Here is a 13,506-nt window from a genome sequence, read left to right on the forward strand (position 1 = left end):
ATAACGCACTGCAATGTAGCGTTAATTTTAGTAAATGACCCGTTTTGGTGCGCGAAGAGCGCAATGCATATTAACTGGTTAAACCTTGAGCGATTTCCGCTATAATCCGCGCCCCCCTTTTTCAGCAGGCCCGGCGCGCGCTGTTTCCATGAAATTAATCGTTAAAGTCTTCCCCGAGATCACCATCAAAAGCCGACCGGTACGGACGCGTTTCATCCGTCAGTTGGCCAAGAACATCCGTGCCGTGCTCCGAGACCTGGACCCGGCTGTGGTGGTGAACGGCGTGTGGGACAATCTCGAGCTGGAAACCCGTATTACCGACGCCAAAGCCTTGAAGGACATGACCGAGCGCCTGAGCTGCATGCCGGGCATCGCGCATTTCCTGCAGGTGGATGAGTACCCGCTGGGCGACTTCGACGACATCACCGAAAAGTGCAAACTGCACTACGGCAGCGAGCTTGAAGGCAAGATTTTTTCGGTGCGCTGCAAGCGTGCCGGCAAGCACACCTTCAGCTCCATGGACGTCGAGAAATACGTCGGCAGCAAGCTGCGTCGCGAGTGCGGCGCCGCCGGAATTTCCCTTAAAGCGCCGCAAATTGAAGTGCGCATGGAAATTCGCGACCAACGGTTGTTTGTGATCCACAGCCAGCACAACAGCATCGGCGGCTACCCGCTGGGCGCCCTGGAACAGACCCTGGTTCTCATGTCCGGCGGTTTCGATTCCACCGTGGCGGCCTACCAGATCATGCGCCGCGGCCTGATGAGCCACTTCTGCTTCTTTAACCTGGGCGGGCGTGCACACGAATTGGGCGTGATGGAAGTCGCGCACTTTATCTGGAAGAAGTACGGCAGCTCCCAACGCGTGCTATTCGTAAGCGTGCCGTTCGAGGAAGTGCTCGGCGAAATTCTCGGTAAAGTCGATAACAGTCATATGGGCGTAGTATTGAAGCGTATGATGTTGCGCGCTGCGTCCCGAATCGCCGATCAGTTGCAGATTGACGCACTGGTGACCGGTGAAGCGATCTCCCAGGTGTCCAGCCAGACGCTGCCGAACCTGTCGCTGATCGACTGCGTGACCGAAAAGCTGGTGCTGCGCCCGCTGATCGCCAGTCACAAGCAGGACATCATCGACCTGGCCGAAGAAATCGGCACGGCGGATTTCGCCAAGCACATGCCTGAATATTGCGGGGTCATTTCGGTGAACCCCAAGACCCACGCCAAACGCAACCGCGTGGAGTACGAAGAACAACAGTTCGACATGGCGATTTTGGAGCGTGCGCTCGAGAACGCCAAAATGGTGCCGATCGATCGCGTAATCGACGAATTGGGCCAAGACGTGCAAATCGAAGAAGTCAGCGAAGCCCTGGCCGGCCAGATCGTCGTCGACATCCGTCACCCGGATGCCGCTGAAGATGAGCCACTGGAAATCGCTGGCATCGACGTGCAAACGCTGCCGTTCTATGCATTGAACGCGCGTTTCAAGGAACTGGATAACAGCCGTCAGTACCTGCTGTATTGCGACAAAGGCGTGATGAGTCGCCTGCATGCCCACCATTTGCTCAGTGAGGGGCATGCCAATGTGCGCGTTTATCGACCGAGCTAAGAGCCCGGGGCTGTTTGCCTGTGGCCTGCGTCACCGGCCCCCCGACTCTGCCGTCAAGCTGTAACGGCAAGGCCTGACTCTACTGTTAATCGCTGCCACGACCTGTCAGCACACCGAATCCTCTGATCGAGATACACAAGTGATCGAAAATCTACGTAACATCGCCATCATTGCTCACGTTGACCATGGTAAAACCACCCTGGTAGACAAACTCTTGCGTCAATCCGGCACCCTGGAGCGCAACGAGCTCAACGACGAGCGCGTGATGGACTCCAACGACCAGGAAAAAGAGCGCGGTATTACCATCCTGGCTAAAAACACCGCCATCAACTGGAACGGCTACCACATCAACATCGTGGATACCCCGGGCCACGCCGACTTCGGCGGCGAAGTTGAACGCGTAATGTCGATGGTTGACTCCGTTCTGCTGCTGGTTGATGCCCAAGACGGCCCTATGCCGCAAACCCGTTTCGTGACCAAGAAGGCTTTCGAAGCCGGCCTGCGTCCGATCGTGTGCATCAACAAGGTTGACCGTCCAGGCGCACGTCCGGACTGGGTTCTGGACCAGATCTTCGACCTGTTCGACAACCTGGGTGCTACCGAAGAACAGCTGGACTTCAAAGTCGTCTACGCCTCGGCCCTGAACGGCATTGCCGGTCTGGAACACACCGACATGGCTGAAGACATGACCCCGCTGTACCAGTCGATCGTCGACAACGTACCGGCTCCGAAAGTTGACCGTGAAGGCCCGTTCCAGATGCAAATCTCGGCACTGGACTACAACAGCTTCCTGGGTGTTATCGGTGTTGGCCGTATCGCTCGTGGTAGCGTCAAGCCGAACACCCCGGTTGTCGCCATCGGCGCCGACGGCAAGAAACGCAACGGCCGTATCCTGAAGCTGATGGGTCACCACGGTCTGCACCGCATCGACGTTGAAGAAGCGTTTGCCGGTGACATCGTTTGCGTAAGCGGTATGGACTCGCTGTTCATCTCCGACACCCTGTGCCAGCCGGACAACGTCGAGGCGATGAAGCCTCTGACCGTTGACGAGCCAACCGTTTCCATGACCTTCCAGGTAAACGACTCGCCTTTCTGCGGTAAAGAAGGCAAGTTCGTGACGTCCCGTAACATCAAGGAACGTCTGGACAAAGAGCTGCTGTACAACGTTGCTCTGCGCGTTGAAGAAGGCGACTCGGCTGACAAGTTCAAGGTTTCCGGCCGTGGTGAGCTGCACCTCTCGGTACTGATCGAAACCATGCGTCGCGAAGGCTTCGAAATGGGCGTTGGTCGTCCTGAAGTGATCATCCGTCAGGTTGACGGCGTGAAGCAGGAACCGTTTGAAAACGTCACCATCGACACCCCTGAAGAATCCCAGGGCAAGGTCATGGAAGAGATGGGCCTGCGTAAGGGCGACCTGACCAACATGGTGCCGGATGGCAAAGGCCGTGTACGTCTGGAATACAACATCCCTGCTCGTGGTCTGATCGGTTTCCGTAACCAGTTCCTGACCCTGACCAACGGTGCTGGCATCCTGACCTCGATCTTCGATCGCTACGACACCATGAAGTCCGGCGACATGTCCGGCCGTCAGAACGGTGTTCTGGTATCGGTAGAAACCGGCAAGGCGCTGACCTACTCCCTGGAAACTCTGCAGGCGCGTGGCAAGCTGTTCGTTGAACACGGTCAAGAGATCTACAACGGTCAGATCGTTGGTCTGAACAGCCGTGACAACGACATGGGCGTCAACCCAACCAAAGGCAAGAAGCTCGACAACATGCGTGCTTCGGGTAAAGACGAAACCATCGCCCTGGTTCCACCTGTTCGCTTCACTCTGGAACAGGCCCTGGAATTCATCCAGGACGACGAGCTGTGCGAAGTTACGCCTAAGTCGATCCGCCTGCGTAAGAAGATCCTGGACGAAGGCGAGCGTACCCGCGCTGCCAAGAAAGCCAAGAACTGAGTTAACTCAGGCTGAATGAAAAACGCCCCCGGTCGAAAGGCCGGGGGCGTTTTTTTATGCCTGATCGTTCCCACGCTCAGCGTGGGATATGCAGCCCAGGACGCTCCGCGTCCGCACTTAGAGGCGGGGCGCGGAGCGTCCCAAGAGGCATTCCCACGCAGAGCGTGGGAACGATCATCAGAACTTGTCGAGGGTCTTGAACTTGGTCTCGCGCACCACTTCCTTCGGCTTATACGCGCAATACCCTGGGCGCGGCCCGATTTTTGGGTGGTTGCGGCACGTATCCGGGCGCTTGTCATAAATAGTGCAGAAGCGCGTCTTACGATCCAGGTACAAGCAATCGTTGTTGCTCATGCGCTGCAGGGTAAAAATCTCGGATTTGGAATTGAAGCGCTCGACGATGCCTTCCTTCTGCAAACGCTTGGCGATGTTCTTCGGTGGGTCGCCGCGTTCGAATTCATCGACGATGCCAATGCGGATCAGGTCCTTGATCTTCACCTCAACCGGCAGCGTGCAGCAGCTGGACACGCAGCCACCGCACATGTGGGCGGAATATTTCTGCCAAGTCTCGAGACGGTCGAGTTCCGCAGCGGCGATCAGTTGAGGCTTCATCAGGGTTCCAAGGTGGGGCTATATCCGGGCGCGCGATAATACCGGGATTGATGATTTTTTGAACAATATTTTGCGGCTTTCAGCCCGAAGGCTGCGCAAAGGCCAATCGGGCACGACCCCTGCATTAAATTTCGGCAAAGGTGAATGAGTTAAAAAACTGCCGAACCAGACCGTCTACCGTCTGTCAGACCGACTAGGCTCTAGCAACTCCTTCAATCTCGCCCGAGGTCGCACCGATGTCTCAGGAACCGCTTGCACGAGAAGCAGAGGTAGCCGCATTCCGCGATGCTGTCTTGACCAAACTTACCTACGCGGTGGGCAAAGACCCCGACCACGCCTTCGACCACGACTGGTTCGAAGCCATTGCCCTGGCCGCGCGCGACCAGATGGTCGATCACTGGATGGACCACACGCGGCGTATCTACCGCAAAGGCCAGAAGCGGGTTTATTACCTCTCCCTCGAATTCCTGATCGGTCGCTTGCTCTACGACAGCCTGAGCAACCTGGGCGTGCTGGAGATTGCGCGCGAAGCGTTGTCCGAGCTGGGCGTCGACCTGGAACGCATCCGCCTGCTGGAGCCCGACGCGGCCCTCGGCAACGGTGGCCTGGGCCGCCTGGCCGCGTGCTTTATGGAAAGCATGTCGACCTTGGGCATTGCCGGCCACGGTTATGGCATTCGTTACGAGCACGGCTTGTTCCGCCAGGCGATTGTCGATGGCTGGCAGCAGGAGCAGACTGAACGCTGGCTGGACTTTGGCAACCCGTGGGAATTCGAGCGCGCCGAAGTGATTTACCCGATCGGCTTTGGCGGCAGCGTCGAAACCCTGGCGGACGCCTCTGGCAAGATGATTCAAGTGTGGTCGCCGAATGAAACTGTGCGCGCGGTGGCTTACGACACCCCAGTCGTCGGCTGGCGCGGCGCCAGCGTCAACACCCTGCGCCTGTGGCGTGCACGCGCCGTCGAAGACCTGCACCTGGAACGCTTCAACGCCGGTGACCACTTGGGCGCCGTCGCCGAAGTGGCCCGCGCCGAAAGCATCTCCCGCGTGCTTTACCCGGCCGACAGCACCGAAGCAGGGCAGGAACTGCGCCTGCGTCAGGAATACTTCTTTGTCTCCGCCTCGCTGCAGGACTTGCTGCGCCGCCACAAAAACATGCACGGCTCGGTATTGAGCCTGGGCGAACACGCCGCCATCCAGCTCAACGACACTCACCCGTCGATTGCCGTGGCCGAGCTGATGCGTCAACTGGTCGACCTGCATGACATTCCGTGGGAAGCGGCATGGGATGTGACGGTTGAAACCCTTTCCTACACCAACCACACCTTGTTGCCCGAGGCGTTGGAGACCTGGCCTGTAGGCCTGATGGAACGCATGCTGCCACGGCACATGCAGATCATCTACCTGATCAACGCCCAGCACATCGACTCGCTGCGCGCCAAGGGCATTCATGATTTCGACGTACTGCGCGCTGTGTCGCTGATCGAAGAAGACAACGGCCGCCGCGTGCGCATGGGCAACTTGGCGTTCCTCGGCTCCCATAGCGTCAACGGCGTGTCCGGTTTGCACACCCAGTTGATGCGCAGCACGGTGTTTTCCGAACTGCACAAGCTCTACCCGGAGCGCATCAACAACAAAACCAACGGCATCACCTTCCGCCGCTGGCTGTACCAGGCCAACCCCAAACTCACCGAGATGCTGGTGGAAGCGCTGGGCCCGGACATTCTCGACACCATGGAAACCCGCCTCACGGAGCTCGAAACCTTCGCCGAGAAGCAGTCTTTCCGCAAAGCCTTCGCCGATCAGCGCCTGCACAGTAAACGTGCATTGGCCGAGATCATCCACGAGCGCCTGGGCATTTCGGTCAACCCGGCGGCGATGTTCGATGTGCAGGTCAAGCGCATCCACGAATACAAACGCCAGTTGCTCAACCTGCTGCACACCGTGGCGCTTTACCAGGCGATCCGCGCCGAGCCGGGCACCGACTGGGTGCCACGAGTGAAAATCTTCGCCGGCAAGGCGGCCGCGAGTTATCACCAGGCCAAGTTGATCATCAAGTTGACCAACGACATTGCCCGCACCGTCAACAACGACCCGACTGTGCGCGGTTTGCTCAAGGTGGTGTTCCTGCCCAACTACAACGTCAGCCTGGCGGAAAGCATCATTCCGGCGGCGGACTTGTCGGAGCAGATCTCCACGGCCGGCTTTGAGGCCTCGGGCACCAGTAACATGAAGTTCGGCCTCAACGGCGCACTGACCATCGGCACCATGGACGGCGCCAACGTGGAAATGCACGAGCGGGTGGGCGCCGATCACATGTTCATCTTTGGTCTGAGCGCGCAGCAGGTGGAAGCGCGCAAGCACGCCGGTGAATTTAACGCCGGGCCGGAAATTGCCGCCTCCCATCGCCTCAACGATGTACTGCAAGCGATTCGCGGCGGGGTGTTCTCGCCGGATGATCCGGGCCGTTATGTGGGCTTGATCGACGGGCTGATCGACTACGACCGTTTCCTGGTGTGTGCCGACTTCGACTCCTACTGGGACGCCCAGGCGCGGGTCGAGGCGCATTGGCATGACTCCAAGGCCTGGTGGCGTTCAGCGGTGCTGAACACGGCGCGGATGGGCTGGTTCTCCTCCGACCGCACGATCCGCGAATACGCCACCGAGATCTGGAAAGCCCTCGACTAACCACTGCTGATCCAAATGTGGGAGCGGGCTTGCCCGCGATAGCGCAGTGTCAGTTTGCAAATATGTCGACTGATACACCGCTATCGCGGGCAAGCCCGCTCCCACATTGGTTCGGTGTCGATATACTGAGCAACGCTTACGCCCGCCTCGGGTTGCTTAGGGATATCGACCATGCAATGGATTTTCATGCTGATTGGCCTGGTGCTCGGCTGGACACTCGATGAGTCGTTCACCGACGCCGGCTTCGGTGCGCTGCTGGGGTTGGGCATTGGCCAGGCGATTCGCCTGTCGATGCTGTCGACTCAAGCGAACCAGCAAGCGCGTCAGTTGGAAACCACACAGAAAGCGCTGATCGCGCTGGGCGAACGCCTGCGGCAGCTGGAAGTGCCTGCGCCGACAAGCAGTGTCATTGTCCAATCCCCCATTCCTGAACCCGCCCCCGCCGTTGCAAAGCCCGAACTTGTCTGGGAGCTTCCCGCCGAACTGGCGCCTGTTGCCATGGTTGCCGAAGCCAGCCAGCCGCTGCCGGACGACGTCTGGGTGGCTGCGCCGACACCACAACCTGAAGAGCCTGCGATTCCGCGCGGCCCCAACCTGATCGAGCGCGCCTTCAGCGGCGCCCGCAATTGGCTGTTCGGCGGTAACACCGTGCTGCGCGTCGGCGTGGTGCTGTTGTTCCTCGGCCTGGCCTTCCTGCTGCGCTATGCCACCGAAGGCGTGGTAGTGCCGATCGAGCTGCGTTACGCCGGGGTTGCCGCTGCTGCCATCGGCCTCTTGGGTCTGGGCTGGTGGTTGCGGCTGCGTAACAGCAATTACGGCCTGATGCTGCAAGGCACCGGCATTGCCGTGTTGTACCTGACGGTGTTTGCCGCGATGCGCTTGCACCCGTTGATCGACCCGAGCGCCGCCCTTGGCCTGTTGGTGGCAGTCACGGTGTTTTCGGCGATCCTGGCGATCACCCAGGACGCCCTCGGCCTCGCCTGTGCGGCGGCGCTGGGTGGGTTTGCCGCGCCGATCCTCACCTCTACCGGCGCCGGCAACCACGTGGCGTTGTTCAGTTACTTCGCATTGCTCAACGCCGGCATTCTCGCCATCGCCTGGTTCAAGGCCTGGCGCTTGCTCAACCTGATCGGGTTTGTCGGCACTTTCGGCATCGGTTTCGCCTGGGGCATGCGCTCCTACACACCGGAACTGCTGTGGAGCACCGAGCCGTTCCTGATTCTGTTTTTCCTGATGTACCTGGCCATCGGCCTGTTGTTTACTCGACGGAAGTTGCAAGAGATGGGCGATGCGCCCGAGGGCCGTGATGCATTGCTACGCTGGTCGGCGGCCAAGGGTGATTACGTCGACGGCAGCATGTTGTTCGGCCCGCCGCTGGTGGGCTTTGGCTTGCAGTTCGCCCTGGTGCAGCACCTGGAATTTGCCGCTGCCTTCAGTGCGCTCGGCTTAGGGCTTATCTACATGGGCCTGGCCCGAGTGCTCAACGGCGGGCGCGCCTTGCTGCTGGCGGAAACCTGCCTGGCGCTGGGCGTGATCTTTGCCAGCCTGGCGATTCCCCTGGGCCTCGACGCGCGCTGGACGGCTGCCGCGTGGGCGGTGGAGGGCGCCGGGATCTTCTGGCTCGGCTTGCGTCAGCAGCGGCCTTTGGCGCGCGCGTTTGGTTTGTTGTTGCAGTTGGGCTCGGCGCTGGCGTTCCTCAGCGAGCTGCGCATCGGCGAACACAGCCTGCTCGACGGTGCGCCATTGGGCGCGCTGTTGCTGGGTGCGGCGTTGCTGTTCAGCTTCGATCAGTTGCGCAGGGCCACGGCAGAACAGTCGGCGGCCTGGGAGCGTAAAGGCATGCCCGTGCTGGCCAGCCTGGGCCTGACCTTTTTGTACCTGCTCGCACCGCTGCTGCTACAGACACAAGGCACCGCCATCAGTTGGGCAATCGCCGGTCTGGCTACCCTGTTTGTCGGCCTGCGCATCGGCTCGCGCACCTTCCTGTTCACCGCCTTTGCCGTGCAGTTGCTGGGCGGTGCGCTGTTCCTGCTGCGCTTGCGGGGCGGTGATGGGGCGGCAGTCTTCAGTGCCGGGTGGACCGGCTTGTTGACCGCTTCGCTGATTGGCCTGGCGCTGGTCGGCGGCATGCTCATGGCGGCACGTGACGACATGGTGCGCAGCGACGTACGTCTACTGCGCGCGCTGTCGGTGGTGCTGCTCGCAGGTTTGGTATTGATCAATCTTGCGGTGCTGTTCGTGTTGCCATGGGAGAGCGCCAGCGGGGTGTGGGCGGCCAGCGGTTTGTTAATCATCTGGTTGAGCCTGTACCTGCAACAGCGCGTCAGCTTTGTGTTTGGGTTGCTGCTGCAATTGGTCGGTGGCGCCTCGTTCCTGCTCGCGATGCCGGAGTTGCTCGGGCCGTTGACCCGCGAGGGCTTGCGCCCGCTGGCGCACAGCGGTTTCTGGACGCCGATGGTGCTGGGCCTGGCCGCATTGGTCGGCGCCTGGCGCTTGCAGCGTGAACCGCATGCGCCGGTGTTCAGCGTGTTGAAACTGCAACGCCTGTCCGACCTGCTGCTGGTGTGGGGCGCGGCGTGGTGGGCACTGGCGTTGATCGGCGAAGTGCTGCGGTTTACGTCGCAAGAGCTGCAGGGGCCATTGTTGCTCGGCATCGCGGCAGTGAGCGTGGCGATCTGGGCGCTGCTGGCCGACCGGTTGCGCTGGGCGTCGCTGGGTATGCTGTGCACCTTGCTGATGCCGGCGGCGGGCGTGGTATTGCTGGCGTCTGCCAATGATTACTACCACCCGGCGGCACACTTCGGCTGGCTGGCGTGGTTGGCGGTGTTTGTGGTGCATTTCATCTCGCTGCGCCGTTTGGCTGCGGTGGTGCCGAGCAAGGTGTTGAGCATCGCTCATGTGCTGGGTTGCTGGATGTTGATCGGCGTACTGGCGCTGGAGCTGCGTTACGGCCTGTTATTGCTGTCCAGCGAGTACAACGCCTGGCGCTGGCTGGGTTGGGCGATTCTGCCAAGCCTGTACCTGGTATTGGCGGCGGCACCGCGCAGTTGGCCGTGGCCGGTGTCGGCGTATCCGCGTGAATACCGTGTACTCGCCGCACTGCCGCTGGCGGTGCTGATGCTCGGCTGGTTCTGGTTGGCGAATATCTTCAGTGACGGCACGGCGAAGCCACTGCCTTATGTTCCGCTAATCAACCCGCTGGAGCTGGGCTTGCTGTTCGCGTTGCTGGGTATTTACCTGTGGTCGCGCAGCGTGGCGCCACAGCGCGGGCCGCGTGCTGAACTGATTGCCCAAGGTGTCGCGGGTGTTTCGCTGTTTGCCTTCTTTACAGCCTTGGTGATGCGCACCGCCCACCACTGGGCGGGCGTGCCGTTCCAACTGGATGCCTTGCTGGCGTCGATGTTGGTGCAGGCCGGTCTGTCGATTGTCTGGACCCTGATCGCCCTCGGGCTGATGATCGGCGGCCACCTGCGCCATCGTCGTGAAGTGTGGTTGATCGGCGCGGCGTTGATTGCGGTGGTGGTCGCCAAGCTGTTCTTTGTCGAGTTGAGTAACCGTGGCGGGCTGGCGCGGATCGTGTCGTTTATCGGCGTGGGCGGGCTGTTGCTGGTGGTGGGTTACTTTGCGCCGCTGCCGCCCAAGCGCGCCGAACCGGTGTTGGAAACTGAAGGAGCAACCTCTTGATCGGTAAGTTGAGCGTGATCGCGGTGGGTATGTGCACGACCTTGTCGGTGTGGGCGCAGGAAACGCCTGCCGATTTCACCACCCAAGTGCCGTTGACGGTGAGTGGCAGCGGCCCCTGGTATCGCCTGGAGCTGCCGCTGTCTGTGCAATTGAGCGCGCGCCAGGCCGATCTCAGCGATGTGCGCGTGTTCAACGCCGCCGGTGAGCCCCAGGCCTATGCGTTGTCGCGCCAATCCGCGCAGCGCACCGAAAGCCGCAATGTGGCTGACGTGAAGTGGTTTCCGCTGTACGCCGCCGATACGCGTGAAAGTGTGCCGGACGTGGTGATGAAATCCACCGCCGAGGGCACCCTGCTGGAAGTGCGTCCGTCCAAGGCCGGCAAGCAAGTGCTGCGCGGCTGGGTGCTGGACGCCAGCGCGATCAAGGCGCCGCTGCAGCAACTGAGCCTGGACTGGAGCCGCGAGCAGGACGGCTTTCAGCGTTTCAGCATCGAGGCCAGTGATGACTTGCAGCACTGGCAATCCTGGGGCGATGGCCAGGTGGCGCGCCTTTCATTTGCCGACGAGCGTGTCGAGCAGCATGACGTGAGTTTGCCGGGGCAACCGGCGCGTTACCTGCGCCTGCTGTGGCAAGGCCAGGTCGCGCCGACGTTGACCTCGGCCAAGCTGGTGAGTGCGACCAGCAGCAGCTTGCCGACGCCGTTGGTGTGGTCGCAGCCGTTGTCGGGTACGCGCCTCAAGGCCGGGGAGTACAGCTGGCAGTTGCCGACGGGGCTGGCCGTCGAGCGTTTACGCATCGAGCTGAAGCAGCCCAACACGCTGGCGCCGGTCACCCTGGCGGGGCGCCGTGAAGCCAATCAAGCCTGGCAGCCGCTGAGCAATGGCGTGTTATACCGCCTGACTCAGAACGGCCAGGACGTGGTGCAGGACGAGTTGCACCTGCCGGGTGTGGCCGTTGGCGAACTCAAACTGCAAGTGGACGAGCGCGGTGGCGGCCTCGGCGTCGAGGCACCGGCCCTGCGCTTTGCCGTGCGTACCACGCAGTTGGTGTTTCTGGCACGAGGCGAGCCGCCGTTTACCCTGGCGCTGGGCAATGGCTCGGTCAAGGCGGCGAACCTGCCGTTGGCGACCCTGATCCCCGACTACAGCGCCGAGCGCCTCAAGACGTTGGGCCAGGCCAGGGTCTCGGGTGACGCGGTGGTTAAAAGCGCTAGCGTTGCCGCACCGCCCGAAGCCGGCACCGACTGGAAGAAACTCGGCCTGTGGGCCGTGCTCCTGTTGGGTGTGGCGGCGCTGGGGGCGATGGCCTACAGTTTGTTGCGCCAACCCGCCGCCAAACCGTGAACTCTATTGGCGTTAAATCCTCTGATTAGAGGAAATAACCCTCGACTCGCGTTAAACTGCGCGGGTTTATAAGCCCCCCATTCTCCGGAGCCTTACATGTCCCGCGTTACCCTGAGTCGCTATTTGATCGAGCAGACCCGCAGCAACAACACGCCTGCCGATCTGCGCTTCCTTATCGAAGTGGTGGCGCGTGCTTGCAAGGAAATCAGCCACGCCGTGTCCAAAGGCGCACTGGGTGGTGTCCTGGGCAGCATGGGCACTGAAAACGTCCAAGGCGAAGTGCAGAAGAAGCTCGACGTACTCTCCAACGAGATCCTGCTTGAAGCCAACGAATGGGGCGGTCACCTGGCCGGCATGGCGTCCGAAGAAATGGACAATGCCTACCAAATCCCGGGCAAATACCCGAAAGGCGCCTACCTGCTGGTGTTCGACCCACTGGACGGCTCGTCCAACATCGACATCAACGCACCAGTCGGCACCATCTTCTCGGTACTGCGCTGCCCGAATGAATACCTGAGCCAGAACGAAGCCTTGAACGAAAAGGCCTTCCTGCAGCCAGGCACCGAGCAGGTCGCTGCCGGTTACGCGATCTACGGCCCGCAGACCATGCTGGTGCTGACCTTGGGCGACGGCGTCAAAGGCTTCACCCTGGACCGCGAGATGGGCAGCTTCGTACTGACCCACGAAGACATTTCGATTCCGGCTTCCACCCAGGAATTCGCGATCAACATGTCCAACCAGCGCCACTGGGAAGAACCGGTTAAGCGCTACGTCAACGAGTTGATGGAAGGCGAAGAAGGCCCGTTGAAGAAAAACTTCAACATGCGCTGGGTCGCCGCGATGGTTGCCGACGTGCACCGTATCCTGACCCGTGGTGGCTTGTTCATGTACCCACGTGACAGCCGCGAGCCGTCGAAGCCGGGCAAGCTGCGTTTGATGTACGAAGCCAACCCGATGTCGTTCCTGGTTGAGCAAGCGGGCGGCGCGTCCACCGACGGCCACCAGCGCATCCTCGACATCCAGCCTGAAGGCCTGCACCAGCGCGTGGCGGTGTTCCTGGGTTCGAAGGAAGAAGTTGAACGCGTGACCGGTTACCACAAGAAGTAACCTGTGGCGAGGGAGCTTGCTCCCGTTGGGCTGCGAAGCGGCCCTGACAATCTTGCGGGCGCTACGCACCCGAGCGGGAGCAAGCTCCCTCGCCACAACGGCGTGATGTTTTTGAACCACAAGAAGCCCCGAAACGTTTCAGCGTTTTCGGGGCTTTTTTGTTTTCGCCCGTCGGGAACCAGACACCTCTTTTCCCTTCTAAGCTTCTGGCAGATACCCAAGCTGCTTCGTCCCTCCAGGAGTTTTTCCATGTCGTTACGCCGTCTCGCTTTGCTGGCTTTTTGCGTGCTATTGGCCGCTTGCAGCAAGGTCAACCAAGAAAATTACGCGAAGTTGTCGGCTGGCATGGCCAAGGCTGAAGTAGAGTCGTTGCTGGGTAAGCCGACCGATTGTTCCGGCGCACTGGGTATGTCCAGTTGCACCTGGGGCGATAAAAACAGCTTTATCAGCGTTCAATATGCCGGTGACAAAGTTCTGATGTTTTCCGGGCAAGGCCTGAAGTAAACCGGG

General features: G+C 60.6%; 8 protein-coding genes. 7 read left to right on the forward strand and 1 reads right to left on the reverse strand.

Going from position 1 to position 13,506, the window contains the following annotated elements:
* Positions 1 to 148 precede the first annotated feature (148 nt).
* Entirely contained in the window at positions 149 to 1,603 is a 1,455-nt protein-coding gene (thiI, locus tag HX783_RS14120) for a tRNA uracil 4-sulfurtransferase ThiI (RefSeq protein WP_159953736.1), read from the forward strand.
* A 139-nt stretch (positions 1,604 to 1,742) separates the two neighbouring features.
* On the forward strand, positions 1,743 to 3,563 hold the full coding sequence (gene typA / locus HX783_RS14125; RefSeq protein ID WP_003217997.1) for a translational GTPase TypA: 1,821 nt from the start codon (positions 1,743 to 1,745) through the stop codon (positions 3,561 to 3,563).
* A 177-nt stretch (positions 3,564 to 3,740) separates the two neighbouring features.
* On the opposite strand, the gene HX783_RS14130 is transcribed toward typA, so the two are convergent.
* Entirely contained in the window at positions 3,741 to 4,175 is a 435-nt protein-coding gene (locus HX783_RS14130) for a YkgJ family cysteine cluster protein (protein ID WP_017529542.1), read from the reverse strand.
* Between the two features lie 236 nt (positions 4,176 to 4,411).
* Between HX783_RS14130 and HX783_RS14135 the strand changes: the two genes are divergently transcribed.
* The 5 genes from HX783_RS14135 to HX783_RS14155 all read left to right on the forward strand — a co-directional run bounded on the left by HX783_RS14135 (position 4,412) and on the right by HX783_RS14155 (position 13,500).
* Positions 4,412 to 6,862 (forward strand): glycogen/starch/alpha-glucan phosphorylase, encoded by a 2,451-nt coding sequence (locus tag HX783_RS14135; RefSeq protein WP_106577485.1) that lies wholly within the window; start codon positions 4,412 to 4,414, stop codon positions 6,860 to 6,862.
* Between the two features lie 171 nt (positions 6,863 to 7,033).
* Positions 7,034 to 10,546: a DUF2339 domain-containing protein gene (locus HX783_RS14140; RefSeq protein WP_177017265.1), complete on the forward strand. Its 3,513-nt coding sequence runs from the start codon at positions 7,034 to 7,036 to the stop codon at positions 10,544 to 10,546.
* Positions 10,546 to 11,889 (forward strand): DUF3999 domain-containing protein, encoded by a 1,344-nt coding sequence (locus HX783_RS14145; RefSeq protein ID WP_177017466.1) that lies wholly within the window; start codon positions 10,546 to 10,548, stop codon positions 11,887 to 11,889. The genes HX783_RS14140 and HX783_RS14145 overlap by 1 nt, the downstream gene beginning before the upstream one ends.
* Positions 11,890 to 11,985: 96 nt before the next feature.
* Positions 11,986 to 12,996 (forward strand): class 1 fructose-bisphosphatase, encoded by a 1,011-nt coding sequence (locus HX783_RS14150; RefSeq protein ID WP_177017266.1) that lies wholly within the window; start codon positions 11,986 to 11,988, stop codon positions 12,994 to 12,996.
* Between the two features lie 249 nt (positions 12,997 to 13,245).
* Positions 13,246 to 13,500 (forward strand): hypothetical protein, encoded by a 255-nt coding sequence (locus HX783_RS14155; protein ID WP_017849914.1) that lies wholly within the window; start codon positions 13,246 to 13,248, stop codon positions 13,498 to 13,500.
* The last annotated feature ends 6 nt before the right edge of the window (positions 13,501 to 13,506 follow it).

The sequence above is a fragment of the Pseudomonas sp. D2002 genome (assembly GCF_013385735.1).
Classification (GTDB): domain Bacteria; phylum Pseudomonadota; class Gammaproteobacteria; order Pseudomonadales; family Pseudomonadaceae; genus Aquipseudomonas.